The 25,825-nt window shown below is 61.5% G+C and carries 19 protein-coding genes; 4 read left to right on the top strand and 15 right to left on the bottom strand.

The genetic code is table 11. The features are described from left to right. Nucleotides 1-5: 5 nt before the first annotated feature. From AC1RS8_RS18330 to AC1RS8_RS18320, 3 genes are all read right to left on the bottom strand, one after another. A complete protein-coding gene (locus AC1RS8_RS18330; RefSeq protein ID WP_090457605.1) occupies nt 6-3,107 on the bottom strand; it encodes a multidrug efflux RND transporter permease subunit in 3,102 nt (1,033 codons plus the stop codon). Further along, the gene (locus tag AC1RS8_RS18325) at nt 3,104-4,264 is read right to left on the bottom strand and encodes an efflux RND transporter periplasmic adaptor subunit (protein ID WP_057713371.1); all 1,161 of its coding nucleotides are present in this window, start codon (nt 4,262-4,264) and stop codon (nt 3,104-3,106) included. Before AC1RS8_RS18325 ends, AC1RS8_RS18330 begins: the two co-directional genes overlap by 4 nt. 702 nt (nt 4,265-4,966) lie before the next feature. Then, nucleotides 4,967-5,935: a LysR family transcriptional regulator gene (locus AC1RS8_RS18320; RefSeq protein WP_057713372.1), complete on the bottom strand. Its 969-nt coding sequence runs from the start codon at nt 5,933-5,935 to the stop codon at nt 4,967-4,969. 340 nt (nt 5,936-6,275) lie between these two features. Between AC1RS8_RS18320 and AC1RS8_RS18315 the strand changes: the two genes are divergently transcribed. The 4 genes from AC1RS8_RS18315 to AC1RS8_RS18300 are packed head-to-tail and all read left to right on the top strand — an operon-like array spanning nt 6,276 to nt 11,098. Beyond that, complete coding sequence (locus AC1RS8_RS18315; protein WP_489339192.1) at nt 6,276-7,775, top strand: efflux transporter outer membrane subunit; 1,500 nt, start codon at nt 6,276-6,278, stop codon at nt 7,773-7,775. A 52-nt stretch (nt 7,776-7,827) separates the two neighbouring features. Then, nucleotides 7,828-10,020: an FUSC family protein gene (locus AC1RS8_RS18310; RefSeq protein WP_489339191.1), complete on the top strand. Its 2,193-nt coding sequence runs from the start codon at nt 7,828-7,830 to the stop codon at nt 10,018-10,020. Continuing rightward, nucleotides 10,010-10,210, top strand: a complete 201-nt coding sequence (locus tag AC1RS8_RS18305; RefSeq protein ID WP_090457594.1) for a DUF1656 domain-containing protein — start codon at nt 10,010-10,012, stop codon at nt 10,208-10,210. Before AC1RS8_RS18310 ends, AC1RS8_RS18305 begins: the two co-directional genes overlap by 11 nt. A gap of 24 nt (nt 10,211-10,234) precedes the next feature. Next, nucleotides 10,235-11,098, top strand: coding sequence for an efflux RND transporter periplasmic adaptor subunit (locus AC1RS8_RS18300; RefSeq protein ID WP_489339190.1), 864 nt, complete (start codon nt 10,235-10,237; stop codon nt 11,096-11,098). A 115-nt stretch (nt 11,099-11,213) separates the two neighbouring features. Here AC1RS8_RS18300 and AC1RS8_RS18295 read toward each other — a convergent pair whose 3' ends face one another. From AC1RS8_RS18295 to algK, 12 genes are all read right to left on the bottom strand, one after another. Then, on the bottom strand, nt 11,214-11,603 hold the full coding sequence (locus tag AC1RS8_RS18295) for a DUF4440 domain-containing protein (protein WP_489340645.1): 390 nt from the start codon (nt 11,601-11,603) through the stop codon (nt 11,214-11,216). Between the two features lie 144 nt (nt 11,604-11,747). Continuing rightward, nucleotides 11,748-12,572, bottom strand: coding sequence for an SDR family oxidoreductase (locus AC1RS8_RS18290; RefSeq protein WP_057713376.1), 825 nt, complete (start codon nt 12,570-12,572; stop codon nt 11,748-11,750). Nucleotides 12,573-12,605: 33 nt separating this feature from the next. Next, complete coding sequence (locus AC1RS8_RS18285) at nt 12,606-13,070, bottom strand: hypothetical protein (protein WP_057713377.1); 465 nt, start codon at nt 13,068-13,070, stop codon at nt 12,606-12,608. Between the two features lie 289 nt (nt 13,071-13,359). Then, nucleotides 13,360-14,811 (bottom strand): mannose-1-phosphate guanylyltransferase/mannose-6-phosphate isomerase, encoded by a 1,452-nt coding sequence (locus tag AC1RS8_RS18280; RefSeq protein WP_057713378.1) that lies wholly within the window; start codon nt 14,809-14,811, stop codon nt 13,360-13,362. 187 nt (nt 14,812-14,998) lie between these two features. Then, nucleotides 14,999-15,655 carry an alginate O-acetyltransferase AlgF gene (locus AC1RS8_RS18275; RefSeq protein WP_489339189.1) on the bottom strand — a complete coding sequence of 219 codons (657 nt, stop codon included), beginning with the start codon at nt 15,653-15,655 and terminating at the stop codon, nt 14,999-15,001. Between the two features lie 14 nt (nt 15,656-15,669). Continuing rightward, the gene (locus AC1RS8_RS18270; protein ID WP_489339188.1) at nt 15,670-16,845 is read right to left on the bottom strand and encodes an alginate O-acetyltransferase; all 1,176 of its coding nucleotides are present in this window, start codon (nt 16,843-16,845) and stop codon (nt 15,670-15,672) included. A gap of 11 nt (nt 16,846-16,856) precedes the next feature. Continuing rightward, nucleotides 16,857-18,422, bottom strand: coding sequence for an MBOAT family O-acyltransferase (locus tag AC1RS8_RS18265; RefSeq protein WP_057713381.1), 1,566 nt, complete (start codon nt 18,420-18,422; stop codon nt 16,857-16,859). Between the two features lie 213 nt (nt 18,423-18,635). Beyond that, on the bottom strand, nt 18,636-19,760 hold the full coding sequence (locus AC1RS8_RS18260) for a mannuronate-specific alginate lyase (protein ID WP_057713382.1): 1,125 nt from the start codon (nt 19,758-19,760) through the stop codon (nt 18,636-18,638). A gap of 8 nt (nt 19,761-19,768) precedes the next feature. Next, nucleotides 19,769-21,217, bottom strand: a complete 1,449-nt coding sequence (locus AC1RS8_RS18255; protein ID WP_340312941.1) for an alginate O-acetyltransferase — start codon at nt 21,215-21,217, stop codon at nt 19,769-19,771. 10 nt (nt 21,218-21,227) lie between these two features. Beyond that, nucleotides 21,228-22,802, bottom strand: coding sequence for a mannuronan 5-epimerase AlgG (algG, locus tag AC1RS8_RS18250; protein WP_057713384.1), 1,575 nt, complete (start codon nt 22,800-22,802; stop codon nt 21,228-21,230). A gap of 26 nt (nt 22,803-22,828) precedes the next feature. Then, on the bottom strand, nt 22,829-24,313 hold the full coding sequence (locus tag AC1RS8_RS18245) for an alginate export family protein (protein WP_150814297.1): 1,485 nt from the start codon (nt 24,311-24,313) through the stop codon (nt 22,829-22,831). After that, nucleotides 24,310-25,812, bottom strand: a complete 1,503-nt coding sequence (gene algK / locus AC1RS8_RS18240; RefSeq protein WP_429520395.1) for an alginate biosynthesis TPR repeat lipoprotein AlgK — start codon at nt 25,810-25,812, stop codon at nt 24,310-24,312. The genes AC1RS8_RS18245 and algK overlap by 4 nt, the downstream gene beginning before the upstream one ends. Between the last annotated feature and the right edge of the window lie 13 nt (nt 25,813-25,825).

Raw genomic sequence — 25,825 nt, 5'->3', positions numbered from 1 at the left:
CCGCCTCAGTCTGTGGTCGCCAGCACCGGTTCTGGCGCAGGTTTAGGTCGATGGAATAGCCGCTCAAGCCACAAGTATATGACCGGTGTGGTGAACAGCGTCAGCGCCTGGCTCACCAGCAAACCGCCGACCACCGCGATCCCCAGGGGCTGGCGCAGCTCGGCACCGGTGCCATAGCCGAGCATCAACGGCAGAGCGCCGAGCAGGGCGGCGAGGGTGGTCATGATGATCGGCCGGAACCGTGTGATGCAGGCCTTGAAAATTGCGTCCTCGGGCGACATTCCGCCATTGCGCTGCGCTTCGAGGGCGAAGTCGATCATCAGGATGCCGTTCTTCTTGACGATACCGATCAACAGCACCAGTCCGATCAAGGCCATGATGGAAAAGTCCTGGCCGCAAATCCACAGCATGATCACCGCGCCGAGGCCCGCCGAAGGCAAGGTCGAAATGATCGTCAGCGGGTGCACGAAGCTCTCGTAGAGCACGCCGAGAATGATGTACACCGCCAACAGCGCCGCCAGGATCAGCCACGGCTGGCTGGCCAGCGAACTCTGGAACGCCTGGGCCGCGCCCTGGAAATTACCGCTGATGGCGGTCGGCATGCCGATGTCGGCCTTGGCCTGGTTGAGCATGATCACCGCATCGCCCAGTGCCACACCGGGGGCCAGGTTGAACGACAGGTTGGCGGCGGGGAACATCCCGTCATGGGCGATGGACAGCGGGCCGACAGTCGGCGCATCGAACCTGGCCAGGGCCGACAGCGGCACCATTTCCCCGCTCAGGGGCGAGCGCAGGTAGAAGTAGTTAAGGCTTTCGGCCTTGCCGCGCTGCTTGGTATCCAGTTCCAGGATCACGTTGTACTGGTTGATCTGGGTCTGGAATTCATTGACCTGACGCTGGCCGAAAGCATCGTACAGGGCTTCGTCGACGTCACTGGCGGTGAGGCCGAAACGTGCAGCGGCGCTACGGTCGATGCTGATGTGGGTGATGCTGCCGCCCAGTTGCAGGTCGTTGGAAATATCGCGGAACGCCGGGTTGCTGCGCAGTTTTTCCGTCAAGCGTTGGGTCCAGGTGCTGAGGGTCGCACCGTCGTTGCTCTTGAGCACGTATTGGTACTGGGCGCGGCTCGGGCCGGAGCTGAGGTTGATGTCTTGCCCCGCACGCAGGTACAGGACGATGCCCGGGACTTTCATCAGTTGCGGGCGAATCCGGTCAATGAACTGACTGGCCGAGACATCGCGGTCGCTGCGTTTTTTCAGGGTGATCCAGAAGCGGCCGTTGGCGATGGTCTGGTTGCTGCCGGAAACCCCGACCGAGTGCGAGAACGTTTCCACCGCAGGGTCGGCGGCGACGATTTCCGCCATTGCCAGGTGTTTTTTCACCATGTCGCCGTAGGAAATGTCGGCAGCGGCTTCGGTGGTGCCGAGGACGAAACCGGTGTCCTGGATCGGGAAGAAACCTTTCGGGATCAGAATGTACCCGGCAACGGCCAGGCCCAGTGACAGGCAGAACACGCCGATCATCAAGCGCTGATGGGCGAGGGCGTGGCGCAGGCCTTTTTCGTACCATGCCAGCAGACGCTCGCCAAAGCCCGGTTTGTCGTGGGCATGATGCACGGGCGCGCGCATGAACAGCGCAGCGAGGGTCGGTGCCAGCGTCAGCGAAACCACCACCGAAATCATGATGGTGGAGGTGGCGGTCAGGGCGAATTCCTTGAACAGCCGGCCGACCACACCGCCCATGAACAGCAGCGGAATGAACGCCGCCACCAGCGAGAAACTGATCGACACCACGGTAAAACCGATCTCGCCGGCGCCCTTGATCGCCGCCTCGCGCATGCCGTCGCCGGCCTCTAGATGCCGGTGAATGTTCTCCACCACCACGATCGCATCGTCCACCACAAAGCCCACGGCGACCACGATCGCCACCAGCGTGAGGTTGTTCAGGCTGAAGCCCATGACGTACATCAGCGCAAAGCTGGCGATCAGCGACACACCGAGCACTGCCGACACGATCAGCGTGGCCGACAGTTGGCGCAGGAACAGCGCCATCACCGCCACCACCAGCATCACAGCGATCATCAAGGTGATTTCCACCTCGTGCAGCGAGGCGCGGATGGTCTGGGTGCGGTCGATCAACACCTTGACCTGCACCGAGGCGGGCAACATCGCTTGCAGCGCCGGCAGCGCGGCCTGAATGCGATCCACGGTCTCGACGATGTTGGCGCCTGGCTGGCGGAAAATCACAAGGTTCACGCCCGGTTGCGAACCCGCCCACGCCTGAACGTAGGCATCTTCCGAACCGTTGACGACTTTCGCGACATCCTTGAGGTGAACCGGTGCACCGTCCTTGTAGGAAACGATCAACTGGCTGTATTCGTCGGGATGGAACAACTGGTCGTTGGTCGACAGGGTTGAAATGCTCGATTCGCCGTACAGCGCCCCTTTGGCCAGGTTGAGGCTGGTCTGCTGGATCGCCAGGCGAATGTCCGCCAGGGTCAGGCCGATGGCGGCGAGTTTGTCGGCGGACACCTGGACACGGATCGCTGGACGCTGCTGACCGGTGATGACGACCTGTCCTACACCGTCGACCTGACTGAGCTGACGGGACAACAGGGTTTCCGTCAGGTCGCTGAGCTCCGGGCCTGGCATCAGCGAGGAGTTGACGCTGAGGATCAGCACCGGGCTGTCGGCCGGGTTGACCTTGCGCCAGGTTGGCAGGTTCGGCATGTCCTTGGGCAGTTTGCCCGCGGCGGTGTTGATCGCCGCCTGCACTTCCTGGGCGGCGGTGTCGATGCTCTTGTCGAGGGTGAATTGCAGGGTCAGGTTGGTCGAGCCCAGTGCACTGCTCGAGGTCATCTGGGTTACGCCGGGAATGGCACTGAATTGCACTTCAAGGGGCGTGGCCACCGAGGAAGCCATGGTTTCCGGGCTGGCGCCGGGCAGTTGCGCGGCCACCTGGATGGTCGGGAATTCTGCTTCCGGCAACGGCGCTACCGGCAGGCGCGGAAACGCGATGACACCCAGCAGCACCAGGGCGAACGTCAGCAGGACCGTGGCCACCGGGTGGTCGATGCACCAGGCTGAAATCGAACCATGGCCCTTCATTGCGCCGCCTCCGATCGCACCACTTGAGGTGGCTCGGTCAGCACTTGCACAGTAGCGCCGGGCTTGAGCCGCGACTGACCATCGCTGACCAGTACATCACCCGGCTTCACACCCTTGATGATGTCCTGGCCGCTGCCTTGATAGACCATCTGTACCTGCACGGCTTCGACCTTGTCCCCATTGACCCGGTACACGAAGTGCTGGTCGAGGCCGCGTTGTACGACTGTCGGCGGCACCACCAGCGCATCTTTATCCAGGGCAGTCTGAATCTTTACCGTCACCAGCAGGCCCGGCCAGAGTTTCTGTGCGTCGTTGTCGAATTCGGCTTTGGCGCGGATGGTGCCGGTGTTGGCGTTGATCTGGTTGTCGATCAGGGTCAGGTGACCTTCGCCGAGCAGGTTGCCGGTTTCGCCGTCGGTGTCGGCCCCGATGTAGGCCTTGACCCGGGCGTGCTGTGGGTCGTTGATCAGGCCTTGCAGGGTCGGCAGCATTTGCTGTGGCAGGGAGAATTCCACAGCGATCGGGTCGATCTGGGTCACGGTGAACAGGCCTTGGGTGTCGGTCATGCGCAGGAAGTTGCCTTCGTCGACGGTACGAATGCCGACACGACCGCTAACCGGGGAGCGAATTTGTGTGTAGGAAAGCTGTACCTCGGCGGAGTCAATCGAGGCCTGGTTACCTTGGGCGGTGGCCTTGAGCTGGTTGACCAGGGCTTGTTGCTGGTCGTAAGTCTGCTTGGACACGCCGTCGTCGACACTCAACAGCTTGTAGCGCTTGAGGTTGACCAGCGCCACTTGCAGTTGCGCCTGGCTTTCGCCCAGTTGTGCCCGGGCCTGGTCGAGGCTGGCGCGGATCGACCGGTCGTCGATGGTGGCCAGCAGGTCACCTTTTTTCACCAGCTGGCCTTCCTTGACCAGCAATCTGGTGAGGATGCCGTCGATTTGCGGGCGTACCACGACGCTGTGCAGGGACAGTACCGAACCGATGCCGCTGACGTAGCGCGGTACGTCTTTTTCGGCGACGGCGACCACGCGCACCGGGATGGCGGTGGGGGTGGCGAGTTTGGCCTTGGCCGGTTTGGTGGCGTACCACAGGCCCAGCGCTGCCAGGACGATCAGAAGGGCGACGAGCAGGGCGGATTTTTTCTGGATTCGCATGCGAGTGGGGCGCCGGGGCTGGGTGGTCGGTAGGTGGGTAAGGTAGTTTCCTTTATAAACCTGTTTGCCGGTCAGGAGGGTGACGGCTAACTGACGGCGCTGTCAGTTTGGGGGGACTTGGCGGCCTGTGGGCCGACCATGTTCTTGGTTGACCGTGTACATATCCGTTTCTTCGGTAACGGCCACTTATGGTTTCGCCCTTACGGCGACTCACTTTTTTTAACAAGCGCCTCAAAAAAAGTAAGCAAAAAAAGCGCTCGCCCCGAACGTCCGGCCCCTCGCTGGGGCTCGGCGTTCCATCGCTCCGGCATTCATCCGTGGGCATTGCCCTCCGGTCGGCTTCGCTTCGACCTACATGCAATGAGTTCGACTGCGTCGAACGGCGCTGCGCGCCAATCCCCGGATGAAAGCCTCCACTCAGCCTCCCGAGGGGGCGGGCAGATCAAAAGCAGCCGAGGCGGCCTACCGGCCGGCCTGATTTTCCTGACCGTGCATAATTCAAAATGTGGGAGCGGGCTTGCTCGCGAAGGCGGCCTGACAGCCGGCCAATTTCTGGCAGATTGATGCAAATCCAACTGTGGGAGCGAGCCTGCTCGCGAAAGCGGTGTATCTGCTCACAGAGATTTGAATGTGAGAACGCTATCGCGAGCAGGCTCGCTCCCACAAGGAATCAATCTGATGTGAGCCGGGCTCGGGCATCCATCAATTCGCCACCCGAACCCCACCCAGGCTCCCGCTCAATTCATACGCCGCCAATTCCGCCTGATGCGCCGCCAGCAATTCCGGCAACGATCCACGCAAATACTCGACCCAGGTCTTGATCTTCGCATCCAGGTACTGGCGCGACGGGTAGATCGCATACAGGTTCAGTTCCTGGGAGCGGTAGTTGGGCATCACGCGCACCAGTGTGCCGTTGCGCAGGCCTTCTATCGCGGCGTACAGCGGCAGCACCCCAACGCCCATGCCGCTGATGATCGCGGTTTTCATCGCGTCGGCGGAGTTCACCAGGAAGGGTGAGCTGTTGATGGTGACCATTTCCTGGCCATCAGGGCCGTCGAAGGCCCATTTCTCCAGCGGAATCACCGGGCTGACCAGGCGCAGGCAGGCGTGGTTGAGCAGGTCGCTGGGTTTTTGTGCGCAGCCGTTGGCTTTGACGTAGGCCGGCGAGGCGCAAACGATGCTGTAGGTGATGCCCAGGCGCTGGGAGACGAAACCCGAATCCGGCAGTTCGCTGGCGAGGACGATGGACACGTCGTAACCCTCGTCGAGCAGGTCCGGCACGCGGTTGGCCATGGTCAGGTCGAAGGTCACGTCCGGGTGGGTCTTGCGGTAGCGGGCGATGGCGTCGATCACGAAGTGCTGGCCGATGCCGGTCATGGTGTGCACTTTCAGTTGCCCGGCCGGGCGTGCGTGGGCGTCGCTGGCCTCGGCTTCGGCTTCTTCGACGTAGGCCAGGATCTGTTCGCAGCGCAACAGGTAGCGCTTGCCGGCTTCGGTCAGGGCGATGCGGCGGGTCGTTCGGTTGAGCAGGCGGGTTTGCAGGTGGGCTTCCAGGTTGGAGACCGCGCGCGAGACGTTGGCCGTGGTGGTGTCCAGTTGAATGGCGGCGGCGGTGAAGCTGCCGGCTTCGGCCACGTAACTGAAGGCGCGCATGTTTTGCAAAGTGTCCATGGGGTGCTCTCTCGTCGAATGACAAATTGTGACACGAAGTTTCTGTTTATTTACAGGCGACTAAAGATCTACCAACGGATTATCTCGTTAACGGTAACAAAGATTCACAGGAATCCCAGCTTATCGCCATTCAGGCCGCCCCATAGAATTGCGCAACTTGGCAAACCGGGGGCACGGCCCCAGCCGCACAACCTGTGGGAGCGAGCTTGCTCGCGATGGCGGCGGTTCAGCCAACACAGATGTTGAATGTGGCTCCGCTATCGCGAGCAAGCTCGCTCCCACAAATGCGGCGCTGTTTCCAAAAAGCGTGTACCTCCCCCTATTTCAGGAAATCGCAGCAGTGCCGCGTCGCATCAGCAGAGCGCTTCAGCCGCTCAGTGTTTTGGCTTTAACCCTGGCAATCAGCGGCTGCATCGGAACCGGAGGTATTGCCCCACAGGGCAAGGCGCTGGAGGCCAACTCACTGGCGACCGACGAAGCGATCCAGAGCGCCGCGCAGGATGCCCACTGGCCCACTGCACAATGGTGGCAAGCCTACGGCGACCCGCAACTGAATCGCTGGATCGACCTCACCCTGCAAGGCAGCCCGACGCTGGCCATGGCCGCCGCCCGGGTGCGTCAGGCCAGGTCCATGGCCGGCGTGGCCGAAGCGGCCGAATCGCTGCAGATCAATGGCGAGTCCACCCTCAAGCGTCACAACTGGCCTACCGACCAGTTCTACGGCCCCGGTGAGCTGGCCAACAGCACTACCTGGGACAACAACGCCGCGCTGGGTTTCAGCTATGCCCTCGACCTCTGGGGCCGCGAAAGCAATGCCACCGAGCGCGCCGTTGATATGGCGCACATGAGCGTTGCCGAAGCGCGTCAGGCCCAGCTCGAATTGCAGGACAACATCGTACGGGTCTACATCGAGTTGTCGTTGCATTACGCCCAGCGGGACATCGTTGAAGCGACCTTGAAGCAGCAACAGCAGATTCTCGATCTGGCACAGAAGCGCCTGGACGGCGGCATCGGTACCCATTTCGAAGTCAGCCAGGCTGAAACACCGCTGCCGGAAACCCATCGTCAGATCGACGCCCTCGACGAAGAAATCGCCTTGAGCCGCAACCAGCTCGCCGCCCTCGCCGGCAAGGGCCCGGGGGAGGGCGCGCAGTTGCAGCGGCCAACGCTGTCGCTGGGTGCGCCGCTGAAACTGCCGTCGTCGCTGCCGGCGCAATTGCTCGGTCAACGCCCGGACGTGGTCGCCAGCCGCTGGCAAGTGGCGGCGCAGGCGCGGGGTATCGATGTCGCCCATGCCGGTTTCTACCCGAACGTCGATCTGGTCGGCAGCCTTGGCTACATGGCCACCGGCGGTGGAGCCCTGGAGTTCTTGACCGGCAAGAAACTCAACTACAGCGTGGGGCCGGCGATTTCGTTGCCGATCTTCGATGGCGGGCGCTTGCGCTCGGAGTTGGGCGAAGCCTCGGCCGGGTATGACATCGCCGTGGCCAAGTACAACCAGACCCTGGTCAACGCCCTGAAAAACATCTCCGACCAGTTGATCCGCCGCGAGTCCATGGACAAACAGCAGGCGTTCGCCGCCGAGTCGGTGGCCACTGCGCAGAAGACCTACGACATCGCGATGATCGCCTACCAGCGTGGCCTGACCGACTACCTCAACGTGCTCAATGCCCAGACCTTGTTGTTCAAGCAGCAGCAAGTGCAGCAGCAGGTTCAGGCGGCGCGCCTCAGTGCCCATGCCGAACTGGTGACGGCGTTGGGCGGTGGTCTCGGTGCCGGTATTGACGTGCCGAACGCCGAACAGACTCAAGTGCCGAAAACCCCGAGCCTTTTGCGTTGAACACGAACCCACAGGTCCTGAGTCTGACCTTATTTTTATTGAGCAGGATTTCATGACTCCCTTGCCCGCCCCTTTGCGCTGGCTGTACTCCCTGGAATGGCGCCGGGGTTTCTTCGACTGGGCACGCAGCGACGGCGTGACTTGGGTCTACATTTTCAAGGTACTGTTCGCGGCATTCCTGGCGTTATGGCTGGCCATGCGCCTGGAGCTGCCGCAACCGCGTACGGCGATGATCACCGTGTTCATCGTCATGCAGCCGCAAAGCGGCCAGGTGTTCGCCAAGAGTTTCTATCGTTTTCTCGGCACCCTGGCCGGGTCGGCGGTGATGGTCGCGCTGATCGCCCTGTTTGCGCAGAACACTGAGCTATTCCTCGGTTCGTTGGCGATCTGGGTCGGTATCTGCACGGCCGGCGCCGCCCGCTGCCGCAACTTCCGCGCCTACGGTTTCGTCCTCGCCGGATACACCGCGGCGATGGTCGGCTTGCCCGCGCTGGCCCACCCGGAGGGGGCGTTCATGGCGGCGGTCTGGCGGGTGCTGGAAATCTCGTTGGGTATTCTCTGTTCGACCCTGATCAGTGCCGCCATCCTGCCGCAATCGGCTAGCGCGGCGATGCGCAATGCCTTGTATCAGCGCTTTGGTGTGTTCGCCCTGTTCGTCACCGACGGCTTGCGCGGTCGCAGCCGGCGGGAGGCGTTCGAGGCCGGCAACGTGCGTTTCATCGCCGAAGCCGTGGGCCTGGAAGGCTTGCGCAGTGTCACGGTGTTCGAAGACCCGCACATGCGTCGGCGCAATGGCCGGCTCAGTCGCCTGAACAGTGAGTTCATGGGCATCACCACGCGCTTCAATGCCTTGCACCAGTTGCTCGAACGCTTGCGCAGCAGCGCGGCGGACACCGTGGTGGCGGCCATCAAGCCGGGTCTGCAGGACCTCGCCGAGTTGCTCGACGGCTTTAGCGGTCGTGCCCTGACCAGCGCCGATGCGGCGCGTCTGGTCATGGTGCTGAGCGCCTACAAGGAAGGTTTGCCGGCGCGGGTGCGTTGTCTGCGGGCAACGTTCCAGCAGAGCGATCCGAGCGATGCCGAGCAACTGGATTTCCACACGGCGTACGAGCTGCTCTATCGTTTCGTCGACGACTTGCACGGTTATGCACAGACCCACGCCTCCCTGGCCGATCACAGTCACGAACGGGAGCGCTGGGACGAGCCGTTCACCCCGCAAACCAACTGGATGGCAGCGGCAGCATCGGGAATTCGCGCAGCGTTCATTCTGGCGGTATTGGGCAGCTATTGGGTGGCAACCGCCTGGCCGAGCGGCGCGACCATGACCCTGATTGCCGCCGCGACGGTGGGCCTGTCCGCCGCTACCCCGAACCCGAAACGCATGGCCTTTCAGATGGCGTGCGGGACATTGCTCGGGGCGCTGATCGGCTTCGTCGAGATGTTTTTCATTTTCCCGTGGATCGACGGATTCCCGTTGCTGTGCGTGATGCTCGCGCCGGTGATCGTGCTGGGCTCGTTCCTGACTTCGCGGCCGCAATACGTCGGCGTCGGCCTGGGTTTGCTGATCTTCTTCAGCACCGGTTCGGTGCCGGACAACCTCACGGTCTACAACCCCTACACCTTCATCAACGACTACATCGCCATGGTGCTGGGCATGCTGGTGTGTGCAGCGGCCGGGGCGATCATTCTGCCGCCCAACAGCCGCTGGTTGTGGCGTCGGCTGGAGCAGGATTTGCGCGGCCAGGTGGTGTACGCCATCAGCGGCAAGCTCAAGGGATTGGCGTCGAGTTTCGAAAGCCGCACCCGCGATCTGGTGCATCAGGCCTACGGCTTCGCGGCGGGCCAACCGCAAGTGCAGCGGGACTTGCTGCGCTGGATGTTCGTAGTGCTGGAAGTCGGCCACGCGATCATCGAGTTGCGCAAGGAACAGGCGATTTTGCCGGTGCATCCGGCCTATGCCGAATCCCAGCCGTGGCGCCAGGCGATCCGGGTGATGGGGCGTGCGCTGGTGCGGCTGTTCCTGCAACCGAACAGCAGCAATCTCGAACGCGCGCTGATTGCCGTCGATCACGCGATCAGCCGTGTGCAGTCCACCGACGAACCCTTCGCCCCGCACTTCGATACCTCGGCGTTGCGCCGGGTGAAGAGCTACCTGCACTTCATCCGCACCTCTCTGCTCGATCCGCAATCACCGCTCGCCACCTTCGCAAGCAGCCAGCCCCAAGGACTTGAACATGCCTCGTGAAATCGCCTTCCACGGCGTGTACATGCCGACCATGACCCTGATGTTTTTCATCGCCGCGGCGCTTTCCTGGGCGCTGGACCGGTTCCTGTCCGGGTTCGACCTGTACCGTTTTTTCTGGCATCCGGCGTTGCTGCGCCTGAGCCTGTTTACCTGTCTGTTCGGCGCGTTGGCGCTGACTGTCTACCGTTGACTCTCTATCCCTGAGAATGCCCCGATGAAAAAGTTTTTCAGCCTGCTCGCGACCTTGCTGGTGCTGGCCCTCGCGCTGTGGATCGGCCGCTCCTTGTGGGAGCACTACATGAACACGCCATGGACCCGCGACGGCCGCGTGCGCGCCGACATCATCAACGTCGCCGCCGACGTCACCGGCGAAGTAGTGGACGTGCCGGTGCGCGACAACCAGTTGGTGAAGAAGGGCGATTTGCTGATGCAGATCGACCCCGAGCACTACCGTCTCGCAGTGAAACAGGCACAGAGTCTGGTGGCATCGCGCAAGGCGACCTGGGAGATGCGCAAGGTCAACGCCCATCGTCGCGCCGATATGGACAACCTGGTGATCTCCCGGGAAAACCGTGACGACGCCAGTAACCTCGCCGACTCGGCCCTGGCTGATTACCAGCAGGCCCAGGCGCAACTGGAAACCGCCGAGCTCAACCTGAAACGCACTGAAGTGCGCGCGGCGGTGGATGGCTACGTGACCAACCTCAACGTGCATCGCGGCGACTACGCGCGCATCGGCGAGGCTAAAATGGCCGTGGTCGACATGAACTCGTTCTGGGTCTACGGCTTCTTCGAGGAAACCAAGCTGCCCCACGTGCGCGTGGGTGATAAAGCCGACATGCAACTGATGAGCGGCGAAGTGCTCAAGGGCCACGTGGAAAGCATCTCGCGTGGCATCTACGACCGCGACAACCCGGAGAGCCGAGAGCTGATTGCCGATGTGAACCCGACGTTTAACTGGGTACGTTTGGCGCAGCGGGTACCGGTGCGGATTCACATCGATGAAGTGCCGGAGGGTGTGCTGTTGGCGGCGGGGATTACGTGTACGGTGGTGGTCAAGCAAGGTGATGGGGCATAACCCATTCCCCTGTAGGAGCGAGCCTGCTCGCGAAAAGCCTGAGCGCGACGCGTGCTTTCTGAATGCCTGCGTTATCGTTGACGTCCATCGCGAGCAGGCTCGCTCCTACAGTTGATCAGCAAAACGTCTCCTGCAAATGCCGCCAAAGGATCTTGCCTTCCACCTTCTCGAACACCACGGTCGAGCGACGATCCGAGTGTAGTCCGGTCGCATCGGTCTGCTGTTCGCGGTAACTCACGGTCGCGCCACCGTCATGCAACGCAATACCACGCAACTCACTGAGCTCGATGCGGAACCCGAGCTTCTTGCCGCCCGCCAGCGAGAACAATTCGTTCAGTGCGTCAAAGTCCAGCACCCGGCCGAGCGGCGAGACCATGGAGAACTGCGGCGAAAAACGTGTCAGCAGTTTTTCGAGTTCGCACGCGTCCCGTTCTTCGGCCAGCCATTGTTCGATGGCCACGTGGGCCTGGATCACTTCGTCGAAATATTCGGTGTAGTCGGTCATGTTGATACCTGAATTCTGGGGTGTTTGTTCCGGCGCCATCGCGAGCAAGCTCGCTCCCACAGGGGGCATCTGGGTGGCATAGATGGCATTCATACCCACAATCCCTGTGGGAGCGAGCTTGCTCGCGATAGGGGCACCGTGGTCTCAGAGCTGCCCACGCAGCCCGAACCGCTTCATCAGCCCGGACTCGAGCCAACCCTTGGGCAACAAACCCGCAAGCAGCGGCAACGCGCGGCTGCCATTGCCCAGGCGAATCAGTCGCGGTGGCTTGTCCTGCTGCACAGCCTTGAGCAAACCGACGGCAAATTCACTGGCCGGGGTCGGATTGTCCTGAGAGGCTTTGGCCCGGGCGCGTATGCCTTCGCGCAGCGGAAACCATGGCGACTGTTCGCTGATCAGTTGCTCGGCTTCGTGCCCGGCATTCCTGGCGAAACTGGAAGCGATGGCTCCCGGCTGGACTTCCATGACTCGCACACCGAACGGCGCCAGTTCCATGCGCAAGGCATCGCTCAAGGCATGCACGGCGGCTTTCGAGGCGCAGTAGGCGCCGGCGAATGGCGTGACCAACACACCCGAAACGCTGCCGATATTCACGACCAATCCTTTGGTCCGGCGCAGCACGGGAAACATCGCGCGAGTGACGCCGACGATGGCGAACACATTGGTTTCGAACTGGCGCTGCATGGCTGGTACGCCACCATCGAGCAGCGGTCCCATGGCGCCATAACCTGCGTTGTTGATCAGCACGTCGAGACCACCGCGCTCCTGGTTGATGCGCTCGCTCAACTGCTCAAGGGCAACACCGTCGTTTACGTCCAGTTGCACAGCGGTAAATCCGGCAGCGCTCAGCATGGCAACATCTTCGGTCTTGCGCGCACTGGCCCAGACTTCATAGCCGGCGACTTTGAACGCGTCGGCAAGGGCTCGGCCAATGCCGCTGGAGCAACCGGTAATCAACGCAACGGGCATGGCGCATTCCTTGTGCAAAAAGGGGGGGAGGGATCAGTCGGAGAAACTACCCTGCAATCGCTCGGCGCGAAACTCCAGGGTTTCCGGACGGTAGCCAGGGCGCAGTGGCGGCAGCGGCAAACAGTCTTCCCAGTTGCCACCGGCCTGCAATTCACCAGGGCCACGATAACGCGGGGCGGTGTATTGATTGTCGGCCAGGTTCACCGTATCGCCCGGTGCATAAGCCGCGACCCGCCAGCGCAACTCAGTGAGCGGCACGTCATTGCCGTTGTTCAGGGTCAATTGCAATGGGCGGTCGGCGGGACACTGCTGCGGCGCGTAACTGATGCGCAACTCCAGGCGTTGCAGTTGCTTGAGTTCGTGGTGGTCCATCCAGATGACCCAGGTGGCGACGATGCCCAGCCCCACGGCGGCAGCCACGGATACGGGCAAGGCCTTGGCCGGATAGCGCAGCAACAGGATCAGCCAGGTGATGACCAGCAGGACGCCGATGAACATGACGTGAAATCTCGGGAATAGAGAGGGTCATCCTACCTAAGCGCAGGTGGGGTTGGCGATGGGCGATTCGGTGGTGTGCCGACTGGCCCCATCGCGAGCAAGCTCGCTCCCACAGTGTACCGAGCCGAGCACAAAATCCGTGATCAACCCAACACCCTGTGGGAGCGAGCTTGCTCGCGATGGGGCCAGGCAAGGCACTACAAAAACTCAGTACAAAAAAAGCCCCCGCCCAGCCTGCTGCGGATAGGGAACGCAGCAGGCTGGACGGGGGCTTCTGTTTTACTGAACGTTACTGCGCGATGGTTTTCACCGACACGCCACGCTCAACCGGGGTCGAGCGCCCGTAGATATCTTCAAACCGCTCGATATCGTCTTCGCCCAGGTAGCTGCCCGATTGAACTTCGATGATCTCCAACGGAATCTTGCCCGGGTTGCGCAAACGGTGAACCGAAGCGATCGGAATGTAGGTCGACTGGTTCTCGGTCAGCAGGAACACGTTCTCGTCACAGGTCACCTCGGCGGTGCCGCTGACCACGATCCAGTGCTCGGCGCGGTGGTGGTGCATCTGCAGGGACAGGCAAGCCCCCGGTTTGACCGAGATGTGCTTGACCTGGAAACGGCCGCCCATGTCCACCGAGTCGTAGGAGCCCCACGGACGGTAGACCTCGCAGTGGTTCTGGGTTTCGCTGCGGCCCTGTTCGTTGAGGGTGTTGACCATCTGCTTCACGCCTTGGACCTTGTCCTTGTGGGCGATCATCATGGCGTCCTTGGTTTCGACCACGACGATGTTTTCCAGGCCGATCACCGACACCAGCTTGCCGTTGCCGTGGATCATGCAGTTTTTGCTGTCCTGGATCACCACGTCGCCTTTGGTGACGTTGCCGTTGGCGTCTTTTGCATTGACTTCCCACAGCGACGACCAGCAGCCGACATCGCTCCAGCCCGCGGTCAGCGGCACGACGCAGGCGCGTTGGGTTTTTTCCATCACCGAGTAGTCGATGGAATTGTCCGGGCAGCACGCGAAGGTGGCTTCGTCGAAGGTGATGGTGTCGGCATCCTGGTGGCTGCGCTCCAGGGTCAGCACGCAGGTGTCGTAGATGTCCGGATCGTGCTTCTTCAGCTCTTCAAGGAAGCGGCTGGCGCGGAACAGGAACATGCCGCTGTTCCAGAAGTAACCGCCGGACTGGACGAACTCGGTGGCGCGCTTCACGTCGGGCTTTTCGACGAAGTGCGAGACGCGGCTGACGCCTTCAGGCAGCAGCGAGTCGTTGGTCGACTTGATGTAGCCATAACCGGTTTCCGGCTTGGTGGCCGGCACGCCGAACAGCACCATTTCGCCGTTTTCTGCGGCGACGGTGGCCAGGGCCAGGGCGCGTTGCAGGGCTTTCTGGTCTTCCAGCACGTGGTCCGCCGGCAGCACCAGCATCAGCTCGTCGCGACCTTCATTGACCAGCATCAACGCGGTCAGGGCCACGGCCGGCGCGGTGTTGCGACCGAACGGTTCCATCAGGATGCGCTGGGTTTCCAGCTTGCGCGCGGCCAACTGCTCGTTGACGATGAAGCGGTGGTCCTTGTTGCAGACCACGATTGGCGAATCCATGCCTTCGAACACCAGGCGTTCCAGGGTTTGCTGGAACAGGGTGTGTTCGCCGGTCAGGGCCAGGAACTGCTTGGGGAATTGCTTACGGGAAAGCGGCCAAAGACGTGAGCCACTACCACCTGACAAGATCACCGGAATCATGTTTTTACTCCTTGAAAATCGATTGGTTAGAGCTACTGCGTTCTGTCGTTTCACTCTTGTTTTTGTTCCGTGTCCGGATTGACGCCTCGGTCCTTGTGGGCGCTGGCTTGCCTGCGATGGCGGTCTCAAGGGCCTCATCGCGGGCAAGCCCGCTCCCACAGGGATTGGGTCAAGCCAGACGAATGTATTAGCGCGTCGACACCGGGCGTTTCACCCAGACCGGCGACAGGCTGCTGCCGCTGCCGGTGACGTACAGCACCGCGGCTTCACCGCGTTCCAGGGCGACCGGTTTCACGTCGCCGACTTTGGTGGTGCCGTCGTACAAGGCCAGGCTGACCTTGACCGGGTTGATTTCACGCTCGCCGCGACCCTTGGGTGCAACGTTCGGGACCACGTCGGTCTTACCGTCGGCGGTCTTCAAGGTCAGCGCCTTGTCGCTGAGGTTTTGCACTCGTACCAGGGACTTCTGTTTGTTCTTGAACGGCGGCTCTTCGATCAGTTGCGGGGCGCCGCTGGCGTTGTTGACCAAGGTGTAATAGTGGTCGCCGGCCAGTTTCACCGGCAGGCTCTGGCTACCGACCTTGGCGCTGTAGTCGCCGCCCGGCATGAAGCTGAAGTCAGTGCTGGACAGTGGCGCGACGTCGCTCAGGTTGGTGCTGCCGACGGTGGCGCTGACTTCGGCGTTGCCGGCGTTGTAGATACGCACGAAGGTCGAGCCTTTCGGTGCGGTCGGGCCGTACAGGGCGGCGTCGCCTGCGGCGAAAGCCTGTACCGACAGCACGCTGAGGCCGGCAACCAGGGCAAAGCTTTTAGCGAGACGACGAGGAGTTGTAGTGAAAGTCATGGTGTACCTCTCTTTCAGTTTTGCGCCCGGTCGGGCGTCTCGGATTTAGTGTTTGCAGCTACGTTTTGTTGGCGGGCGCCGGCTTGTTTAAGCTCTGCGACCCACTGCGGGTCGGCGTCGCCGATTTCGTTGTTCACGGGCAGATATCGTTCAGGGAACTCCCAGATCAGCACCTGTGGCGGGCTGTTCTTGAAGGCGTCGCTCTTGAGGTAGCTGAGCATCGGCAGAATCGGGCCGTGGCCGTCTTCGGCGTAATTGACCACGTCGCTGTTCAGCGCTTGCTTGAGCGCACCGACGAAGTTCCAGTTGGGGTTGGCGCTGTAGCTGGTGCCGATCAGGGCCACCGGCACTTCGGTGTTGGCGAACAGCGCGTCGTCACCGGCGGATTGATCTTCAGCCACGACCGTATTGCGCTTCTGCAAGTGCTCCTGTTTAGGCATCAGGTTTTCGAACAGCGGGTCCAGTGGCAGGAACAGACGCAGGTCGCCCTTGTGCGTAATGGTTTCCGCAGGTTCAGTGACGAAACGCTGGGGCTCGCCGCTCAGCGGGTACTTGTCGGCAATGGTCCTGGCCAGACGGTTGGCGGCGATCTCGGCACCTTGCGGCGTCCAGTGGGTGTCGGTGCGCAGGAACACTTGCTGGCCATTCTGCTTGGCCTGTTGCAGGGGGCCGAGCAGGTCAGGGGCCGGAATCCGGTCGGCGGCCAGGCGCTGGTGGAAGTCCTTGTAGAGGTTGGCGTGGATGCTCGCCGGTTTCACTTCACCGAGGTGTTCCGGGTACAGGCGCACCTTGGCCGGCACCACCGCCATCACCAGTTGCACGCCTTTTTCCTTCAAGGTCTGGCGTACGCCTTCGACCAGCGCGTAGTTGCCTTGCAGGTTCAGCTCTTCGTTGACTACCGGGTGGAATTCTTCATCGCTGTACAACCACTGGTCGCGACCGAGCACCACGCCCGGACGACCTTCGTTGAACAGTTTGAAATCCAGCGCGGCCCAGAGGTTGGTGCCCAGGCGTTTGATCGGGAACTCGTCGTCGTAGTGCGTTTCCACGGCTTTGCTCCAGCGGCCGTTGAGCACAGTCGCATCGGCGTTGGTGCTGAAGCCGAAGAAGCTGCGCACCGACCACAGACCGAGCACCAGCAAGGTCACCAGGAACAGCGCGATGTAGAAGATGCGTAATGAGCGGGTCATGGTCAGATCCCTCAGAACTGGAAGTAAAGGAACGGCGAGAAGCTCTGCGCCGAGAGTTTGAGAATCGAGGCAATGAACAGCAGCAGCACCAGCGCACGCATCACGTAACGCGACCAGTCAGCGGTCCAGTAGGCCGGTTGCACCTGGGCTTCGACGCCGACGGTGTAGCCTGGCTGGTGGATGCTCGCCGGGTTATCCCCAGGCACGGCCTTGATCGTTCCCGGTGTCGCAGCGGCCGGGCCGTCGGTGTCGACGCTCACGGCAGGCTTGGTCTTGACCGGAGGCTGGTTGGTGTAGAAGTCGCGCAGGCCGAAGAACGCCAGGGTCACGTAGGCCACGATCAGGGTCGCCACTTGCAGACCGGTGAGGCTGGCCTGGTTGAGTTCCGACAGCGACCAGTCGCCGAAGCTGAACATCGCGCCGTACATGCGCCCGGCGACGTGCAGGTTTTCCGCGCGGAAGATCACCCAGCCCATCACCACCAGCAGGAAGGTCAGTGCCCAGCGGATCGGGTTGAAACTGCGTGGCGAGGTGTTCAGGCCGATGGCTTTTTCAATCGCCAGCCACATGCCGTGCCACGCACCCCAGACGATGTAGGTGATGTTCGCGCCGTGCCACAGACCACCAAGCAGCATGGTCAGGAACAGGTTGCGATAGGTCATCAGCGTGCCTTTGCGGTTACCGCCGAGGGTGATGTACAGGTAGTCACGCAGCCAGGTCGACAGGCTGATGTGCCAGCGCCGCCAGAACTCGGTGATCGACTGGCTGATGTACGGCTGCTTGAAGTTTTCCATGAAGCGGAAACCCATCATCAAGCCCAGGCCGATGGCCATGTCGCTGTAACCGGAGAAGTCGAAATACAACTGCGCGGTATACGCCAGGGCGCCGAGCCAGGCATCGCCCGTGCTCGGGTTTTGCAGGGCAAAGCAGTGGTCGGCCACCACCGCCAGGGTGTCGGCGATGAAGACTTTCTTGATGAAACCCTGCATGAACCGCGTGCAGCCCTCGGAGAACTTGTCGAGGGTGTGGGTGCGGTTGTTGAACTGGTCGGCCAGGTCACGGAAACGCAACACGGGGCCCGCGATCAAGTGCGGGAAGATCGCCACGAACGCTGCGAAGTCGATCAGGTTGCGGGTCGCCGGGGTGTCGCCACGGTAGACGTCGATGATGTAGCTGATGGACTCGAAGACGTAGAACGAGATCCCGATCGGCAGCAGCACGTGGGTCAGGATGAAGGGTTCCAGGCCCACCGACGTCATCATTGCGTTGATGCTGTCGACGCCGAAGTTGGCGTACTTGAAGTAGCCGAGGATGCACAGGTCGACAGCCACGCCGAGCAGCAGCCAGCGCTGCGCCGGTTTGGTCCTGACCCCGGCGGCACCGACTTTCAGGCCGATCCAGTAGTTCCACAGCGTAACGCCGGCGAACAGCGCGAGGAAGTCCACACGCCACCAGGCGTAGAACACGTAACTGGCAATCAGCAGCAGCAAATTGCGATAGCGTTGCCCGCTCAGATAGTACAAGCCGAGGAAGATCGGCAAGAATAAAAACAGGAACACGTTGGACGAAAAAACCATCCCGATCTCTCCTTGTTTGAACCAACAGTCAAGGGCCAACGGCCCCCCCAAACCCCCCACGGAAATCCGGGGGGCTAACTCACAAAACTCACTTTCGACACCGACCCTGTGGGAGCGAGCTTGCTCGCGATGAGGGAGTGTCAGTCGACATCGATGTTGAATGTCAGACCGCTATCGCGAGCAAGCTCGCTCCCACAGGTTTTGTGTCTGTCTTCAAGAACCCTTGCTGCCCTTTTCATTGGCCGGGTCGTAGACCTTGGTCAGGTCACCGCCGAGGCGGAAGGTCTTGAACGGTTGCATCTTGTGCTTCTTCGCCAGCACCTCGGGCGAGCAGGTGTAGAGCGAGCAGAACGGTTCGAGCCAGGCGAATTTCGAGTCGACCTTCAAGTCGGTCATGTCCTGTTCCTTGCCGTTCTTTTCCTCGAACTCATCCGGGTCATTCACCCCGGCGAGCACGCGATCACCCAGGCGTTTCAATGCGCCGTTGTTTTCCTGGCGCAAATCCACACCGTTGACCTGGGCGAAACTGGCGATCATCGCCAGTGGCGGCAGGGCGTAGTTGTGGTAGGCCAGGGCCCGTTGCTGACGCTTGAGTTCGTTGGGCAGGTAGCCGTCGGCGTCGACCTGGTTGGCGCCGACCTTGTATTCCTTCACTGCCCAGTCAAACAGGTCGCGACGGTTGGTGGCGACGGACGTGGCCATCACCGACCAGGCGGCCCAGTACGAGTGGTTGTTGGTCTGGTCGAGCGGCAGGTTGTCCCAGTCGCTGACCACCTGGTCGGCCATCTTGCTGAACCAGGCTTCGATCAGCTGCGACTCTTGCTGATGGTTGGCCAGCGGACGGGAGTCGGAGAATTTCAGGCGAATGTACGACGACGCCATGCTGCCCAACGCCCATTTGCGCATGGACTTGCCGGTGTGGTTGAAGTCCTTGGACATCAGCGCATCGGCCTTGGCCCAGGCGGTCAACCAGGTCAGCGTGCACTCCAGTTGTTCTGGGCGGCCGTCACGCATGAACTGCATCACGCGCTTACTGATGCCTCGCTCGATCTTGGTGATGTCGGCGGTGCTTTCGCGGAAGGCTTTTTCCGACTGCTCGTTCAGGGTCGCGCGGGCCTTGTCCGAACCTTCGTATTTGCTGCGAAATTGCAGCGAGCCGGTGTACGGCGTCGGCATCGCATCGCAGCCTTCGCTCTTGTCGCCGGTTTTGATTTTTTCAATCGGCGCGAAGTATCCCTGCGGCGGGCGCAGTGGCGCCGCAGCCTGCGCTGCACCGGCGAACATCGCCAGGCTTAACAGGGTGGGTGCCAACAATTTTGAAAGTATCGGATTTCGCATAGCAGACCTCATTGCCCGACCGAAGCAGTACGCTGTTCGGCGCTCGGGAATACGTTGCGTTTGCAGATTTTCGCTTCGACTTTCTGTGGCGTGGTGGCGTTTTCAGGCCCCTGGATTTCGACGGCCAGCAGATTCTGCGTGGCCCAGTCTTCGTCCGTGCGCAACTCGAAGGCGAAACGCCCGTCGGTATCGGAGGTTTCCGGTTTTTCGATCTTGATGTCCTCGTGGCGTCCGTTCATGTACCAGAGGGTGGCTTGCAGGGTTTTCACCGAGGTGTCGGCGAAGCGGATGTCTACCTGGTGACTGCCGTTTTGCAGGTTCAGGTTTTTGCTGTTGACCATCAGTTCATTCTTGCCCGGCTTCAGGGTGGTGCTGCCGGACATCTGTGCATCCTTGCCTTCGCAACCGTTGTCCAGCAGCGCCATCATCTGGCGGTAGATGGTTTCCTGGTCGAGGCGATACAGCGGCGAGAATTCCCAGATGAGAATCTTCGGCGGGTTCTTCTGGAACTCGTCGCTGCCCAGGTACTGCAGCATCGAACCTTCCAGGCCGCCGCCGGGGAACGCCACGTTGAGGATGTCGGCGCCGATGGCCTCTTCGAGGAAACCGGCGAAGTTGTAGTTCTTGCCGCTGTGGGAGGTACCGACCAGGGTGATTTCCGGATTGCCGGAATCGCCGAACAGATCGCCATCGCCCGCTTCGCCCTTCGGCTCGGTGGTGAACTGATCCATGTACTGGATCGCGTAGCTGGTGCCACAGAGTTGACCGGCCATGTTGTGCAATGTTCCGGTCTTGCCCATGCGACCCGACTTTTTGGTCTCGAATTCGCGCTTGGGAATGTCGGCGAATTCAGGCAACTGTTTGACTTTCTCGGCGACGATTTTCGCCGTGCGCTGGGCACCGTACGGGGTCCAGTGCTGGTCGCCACGGAAGTAGAAATCGTGGGCGGGCAGGGTGTCGGGCAACGACTCGTTGGTCAGCGGCGAAAGGTCCGGGACGACATAGCCCATCTGCGCGAAACGACCGAGCATGGTCTTGTAGTTCTGCAGCGCTTTGTCGAAGTCGAAGCTGGCTTTCTCCGCCGGGTTGAGTTTGTTGCGGTTCACCAGGCCACGGGTCGGCTGGTACACGATGACCAGTTCCACACCTTTGCTCTTGAACGCATCGTGCAGTTGTTTCATGCGTTTGTAGCCGGCGGGCGTGGTGTCGAATTCGGTGCGCAGGTCTTCCTGGGTCCGGAACAGCCAGTCGCCCTGGGCCTGTACCAGGGTGGTGAAGTTCTGCTGATAACGGGTGGTGTAGTTCTTCGCATCGTGGGCGGCCGGGCACAGGCTGCAGCACGGTTCTGCGGTGAAGCTAGGCGCTTTGACCTCATCGGCGCGAGCACCACCGCTGGCGGCGAGAATGCCGGCGGTCAGGGCCGACAGGCTGAGTAATTTGATCAAGTGTGGGTGCATAAGATTATCCTCAGTCCCGCATTTCGGTCTGGCGTTCGACGGGGTCGATCAGCACGGCTTTCTGCTGGCGCACCAGCAGGTCGAGAATTTCATCCTGGCGCTCGCCGAGAATCCCCGAAAAGCTGATGCCGCTGGATTTGGTCGGAGCGAGCATGGACACGCGATACAACTCGACACTCAGCGGCGAGTCGATGGACAGCGGCCCGCTGCCGTTGGCCGCCAACTCACCGCCGACCACGATCAGCGACACCTGGGCGTCGAACGGGTCGAGCTTGATGTCACGGTCGGTGTTGCTCAGGTCCTTGATGTGGCCATAGACGCCGGTCAGGCCGTTGGCCATGGCGACGTTTTCGTACAGGCGAATGTTCACGCTGTTACGAATGCGGATGCCGTGGCGACGGTTGCTGACGACTTTGTTGCCCCACAGCAGGTTGTCGGCACTCTCGTAGAGGGTGATGCCGTCGGTGTGGTTCTGGTAGATCTCGTTGTGGGCGATCAGGTTGTTCACGCTGTTACGGTCGATCACCAGGCCCGACAACTTGTTGTCGTAGCTGCGGTTGTTGAAGATAAAGCTGTCGTTGACCTCACGGGAAATAATGATCCCGTGCTTCTTCTTGGTCCCGTACACCGTGTTGTCGGCAATGATCAGACCGTGGGAACGGTCGTGGGGGTCGATGCCGTAGACGATGTTGTCTTTGTAGGTGTTGCCCTTGACCACGAAGTCGCGGGTTTCATAGCAGTAGAAGCCGTACCACATGTCCGAGAACTCGGAGCCGACGATCCAGCCGGTCGGCTCAGGGCGCTTGAGCACCTTGGCCATGTTCGGCGTGTACTGGGAAATACTCACGCCGTAGGATTTACTGTTGGCGTAGCCGAAACTGGCGATCTTGCTGTTGGCGATGTAGGTCTCGGTGCCGCCCCAGGACAGCAGGAACGGACGGAATTCCTTGGGCGAATTGAACGTCGCCGGGCCGTTGTCTTTCTCGCGCCAGCCAGTGATTTTTGTGTCACGCACGAACAGCTGGCCGTCGTTGACCAGGAACGAGCCGGCTTCCTGGGACAGGCGCAGTTCCTGGGTCTGCTTGTCGATTTCCAGGATGCCGTGGCGACCGACCACGATCGGCAACTTCGCCAGGAACACACCCGGCGAGGTTTCGCTGAAGTACTGCTTGGGGACCTTTTTCGCCAGGTCCTTGAGGTTCATGTAGCCGTCGTCGACGAAGATCGCCTGGGGGATGCCGTGCTGACGCACTACCCACTCGGCCATCTTGTTGTCGCCACCGATGAAGTCCTTCAGGGCGTCTTCCTGCATCATCCGGCGCAGGCTGATCTTGCCCGGTTTGCTGCGCACGATCTTCGCGGCTATGGCTTCGGCTGTGTAGCCGGAAACGTCCGGCAGTTTCGGCGTGGCCAGTTCCAGCGGCGCGGTCGGTGCGCTGCTGACGGTGTAGGTCTTGGCCTGTTGCAGTTCCTTGGCCGTGGTTGCCGGCTTCGCCGGCTCCACATTGGCGAAGCCAGTCGCACTGGCCAGCAGCATCGCGCCGGCCAGCAGGCTGATCGAGCCTTTTCGGGCTGGATGATTCATCTGGAAGACTCCCTTCGCAATGTGCATCAGAAGCGCCAGATCACGTCGATGAACGCGCGGTGCATGTACGAATCGACTTCCTTGCCGTACGCATCGCCTGGCTTGAACACGCCGCCACGAAAGCGCACCAGGGCCGAAGGCTCATCGATCGCCTGACTCATCGAAGCTGGCAACAGGCCTTGCTTGAAGTACTTGGTCACCACCAGGTCCATTTCCTGACCGAGGTCTTTCTCGCCATCGTTCAGTGGCAGGGACGTACTGGAGAGGATCGCGCCAGTCACGTCATCGGTATTGTTCTGCACAGCGTCGATGCCGTTGCTGCCGACCGGCTTGTTGCCGTCGACGCGCCAGAATTTGTGGTAGATCAGGCTGGCGTCGTATTCGTCGTTGAGCATCCACGAACCGAACAGAGTGGCGCTCTGCATGTTGTTCATTTCGCCACGGAAGGCCTCGCCGAAACGGTGCACGCGCGAGCGGGTACCGGTGTAGTTCGAGCGGTTACTTTCCAGACCGTTCTGTTCATAGTCTTCGCTGGCGCGGGCGTAGGCCGCACCGACTTGCCATTGCGGATCGAGGCGCAGGCGAACACCCAGATCGGTGGCCCAGCCATCGACATCGCCGCTGCGCTTGGCTTGTGCGGGAGCGGTGCCATCGGCGTTCAGCGGATTGACCGTGTCGCGGTCGCCGCTCATGCCGGTGATGCTGCCCCAGTAATTGACTGTGTTGGTATTGCGCCAGTTGTAGGCGTCGCTGTCGGCGGTGAGGCCGAGCCAGCTGATGTCGCCGTTCTGTTTCTTGTCCAGCGAATCGCTCGGTACGCCCGGTTGTGCGTAGTCGAGTTTGCCGTCGTCGTGGGTGTGATGACCGCGGATGCCCACCCAGTTGCCCGGTGTCCACTGGTACGCCGCATCGGCGTAAGCGTGCAGGCGATCCTTGTCCTCTGGTGCGAGCTCCTTGAGGTCGGTGCGGTACTCGCTGAAGCGTTCGGCGATACCGACGTTGGCGCGCAGCAGGGTGGTGTCGAAGGTCCAGTTAAGGGCTTCGATGTTGGTGTCGCGCCATTGGCCGTCGTCATTGCGCAGGCGCTGGCGACCGAACTTCAGGATCTCACCGGGGTAGGGCGTGAAGCCGCTGTAGCCGACCCAGAACTCACGCATCGCCAGGTAGTTTTTCTTGGTCTCGCGATCACCATTGTCGGTGTTCTCGGCGCCATCGGATTGTTGCAGGGTGTCGGTCTCGATGATGTCGGTGGACGTCACAGCCTGACCCATGGCGTAGGCGCTCCACGCGCCGCTTTCGCCGTAGACCCACGGACGCAGGTCGAGGCCGACGCCGTTGACGTCGCCGCCGTCGGCGGTGCCGAGGTCACGGTCGTCTTCGGACTGGCCGGTGATTTTTACGTCCAGGCCGAAGTTCTTGGTTTCTTCAGTCATCGCAGCAAGCGTCGGGCAAGACCAGATCAGCGCGAATGTCAGGCCAATGCCGGCCTTCATGAATGGATTCAACTTCATTGGGATTCCTCGCCATCTTCTTCTTGCAGGGCATGCAGTTCCGGCGTGTTCGGGCTCAGGGCACCGCGCACGGCCTGTTCTTGTTTCAACAGGCGTTGGGCTTCGGCCAACCGGTCGGGCGGCAATTGCGTTTGGATTGTTTGCGCAAGCTCGGTGGCTTGCGGAGTGTTCTGGGCCAGGGCCAGTTGGCTGAAAACGTAGGCGTTCAGCGGATCAGGCTTGGTGCCCTTGCCTTGGGAAAACAGTTGGGCGATGGCGAAGTCGGCGCTGTTCTGGCCGTTGCGCGCAGCGGTCAACAGATGGTCGAGGGCCTTCTGCGGATAGACCTTGCCCAGGTAGCCACGGCGATAGATCTGGCCGAGGTAGTAATCGGCAGCGACTTCACGGCCGACGGCTTTCTGGAAATGCGCTTCGGCAACCTTGGCGTCGGCCGGTACCAGTTTGCCTTCGAAGTAGAGCTTGCCCAGCAACAGCTCGGCGCGGGGCTGGTCGGCAGCGCGACCGTTGTCCAGGTACTTCATCATCTGGTCGACGTCGCCCAGTTCCGGGAAGTCGTAGAGCAGTTGCGCGAGGGTGACCCACGACGCCGGGTAGCCCGGTGCGATCGGTTCGAGCAGCGACTGTGCGGTCTTCTCGTCGGTCTTGCCCAGGGACGCATCGGCAAGCACGCGGGCGACGCTGTCGACGCGCTGCGCGGAAACGGTGCCTTGGGCATGAGCCGCTTGCATCTGCTTGATCAGCTCGGCCTGTTGCTCTGGCTTGGCCTGTTTCTGATAGACCGTGGCCAGTTCGACGTAGCAGATGTCGCTGGTGTTGAGCGCGGCCTTGCAGATTTTTTCCACGTCATCCAGATGCTGGTCGTAGGTGCCCTGGGTGCGATAGAGCAGCACCTGCGCCAGACCCGCTTCCGGCTTGCCTTCGGCGCGCCATTGGCTGATCTGCTGCTGGGCATTCACGTTGGGGAAGCTGTGCGGGTATTGCAGGTACAGCATCGCCAACGGGATCAGCGTATTGCCTTCGCCCGCCGCAGCGGCTTTTTTCAACAGGGTTTCGGCTTCGTGTTGTTCCGCTTCGGTGGAACCGGGCTTGGCCACCAGCAGACGACCGAGGCGTGCCTGGGCGCGCGGCGAAACGCTGGCTGCGGCGCGGTAAGTCGCCTCGGCCTGTTTCATCTGCGTCGGGTCACGGCTGTCGACCTGGATATCGGCCAGGCCAACCTGGGCTTCGCTGTAGCCCAGGTCTGCCAGTTGCCGGTAGTTCTGCGCGGCGGTGGCGGTATCGCCACGTTTGAGCGCTTCGTTGGCCAGGCGCTGGTCGGGCAGGCCGGCGCAGCCGCTGAGGCTGACCGCCAGGGCTAGCGAACAGAACGCAAATCCCATGTGGGAGCGAGCTTGCTCGCGATGCGGCTGGCTCGGTGCATCAGACAGACCGCGTCGATCCCATCGCGAGCAAGCTCGCTCCCACAGGGTCGGCGGCGTGTTGAGGGTTGGAGTAGTCACAGGCATGTCCTCG

Source organism: Pseudomonas sp. GW821-FHT12A04, assembly GCF_058807755.1.
The sequence above is the reverse complement of the archived record's forward strand: the minus strand, read 5'-3'. Positions and strand labels throughout refer to the sequence as shown.

Excerpts from the sequence above, each read along its gene's own strand:
- AC1RS8_RS18330 (WP_090457605.1), bottom strand. The coding sequence starts at position 3,107 with ATGAAGGGCCATGGTTCGATTTCAGCCTGGTGCATCGACCACCCGGTG.
- AC1RS8_RS18325 (WP_057713371.1), bottom strand. The coding sequence starts at position 4,264 with ATGCGAATCCAGAAAAAATCCGCCCTGCTCGTCGCCCTTCTGATCGTC.
- AC1RS8_RS18320 (WP_057713372.1), bottom strand. The coding sequence starts at position 5,935 with ATGGACACTTTGCAAAACATGCGCGCCTTCAGTTACGTGGCCGAAGCC.
- AC1RS8_RS18310 (WP_489339191.1), top strand. The coding sequence starts at position 7,828 with ATGACTCCCTTGCCCGCCCCTTTGCGCTGGCTGTACTCCCTGGAATGG.
- AC1RS8_RS18305 (WP_090457594.1), top strand. The coding sequence starts at position 10,010 with ATGCCTCGTGAAATCGCCTTCCACGGCGTGTACATGCCGACCATGACC.
- AC1RS8_RS18300 (WP_489339190.1), top strand. The coding sequence starts at position 10,235 with ATGAAAAAGTTTTTCAGCCTGCTCGCGACCTTGCTGGTGCTGGCCCTC.
- AC1RS8_RS18295 (WP_489340645.1), bottom strand. The coding sequence starts at position 11,603 with ATGACCGACTACACCGAATATTTCGACGAAGTGATCCAGGCCCACGTG.
- AC1RS8_RS18290 (WP_057713376.1), bottom strand. The coding sequence starts at position 12,572 with ATGCCCGTTGCGTTGATTACCGGTTGCTCCAGCGGCATTGGCCGAGCC.
- AC1RS8_RS18285 (WP_057713377.1), bottom strand. The coding sequence starts at position 13,070 with ATGTTCATCGGCGTCCTGCTGGTCATCACCTGGCTGATCCTGTTGCTG.
- AC1RS8_RS18280 (WP_057713378.1), bottom strand. The coding sequence starts at position 14,811 with ATGATTCCGGTGATCTTGTCAGGTGGTAGTGGCTCACGTCTTTGGCCG.
- AC1RS8_RS18275 (WP_489339189.1), bottom strand. The coding sequence starts at position 15,655 with ATGACTTTCACTACAACTCCTCGTCGTCTCGCTAAAAGCTTTGCCCTG.
- AC1RS8_RS18270 (WP_489339188.1), bottom strand. The coding sequence starts at position 16,845 with ATGACCCGCTCATTACGCATCTTCTACATCGCGCTGTTCCTGGTGACC.
- AC1RS8_RS18265 (WP_057713381.1), bottom strand. The coding sequence starts at position 18,422 with ATGGTTTTTTCGTCCAACGTGTTCCTGTTTTTATTCTTGCCGATCTTC.
- AC1RS8_RS18260 (WP_057713382.1), bottom strand. The coding sequence starts at position 19,760 with ATGCGAAATCCGATACTTTCAAAATTGTTGGCACCCACCCTGTTAAGC.
- AC1RS8_RS18255 (WP_340312941.1), bottom strand. The coding sequence starts at position 21,217 with ATGCACCCACACTTGATCAAATTACTCAGCCTGTCGGCCCTGACCGCC.
- algG (WP_057713384.1), bottom strand. The coding sequence starts at position 22,802 with ATGAATCATCCAGCCCGAAAAGGCTCGATCAGCCTGCTGGCCGGCGCG.
- AC1RS8_RS18245 (WP_150814297.1), bottom strand. The coding sequence starts at position 24,313 with ATGAAGTTGAATCCATTCATGAAGGCCGGCATTGGCCTGACATTCGCG.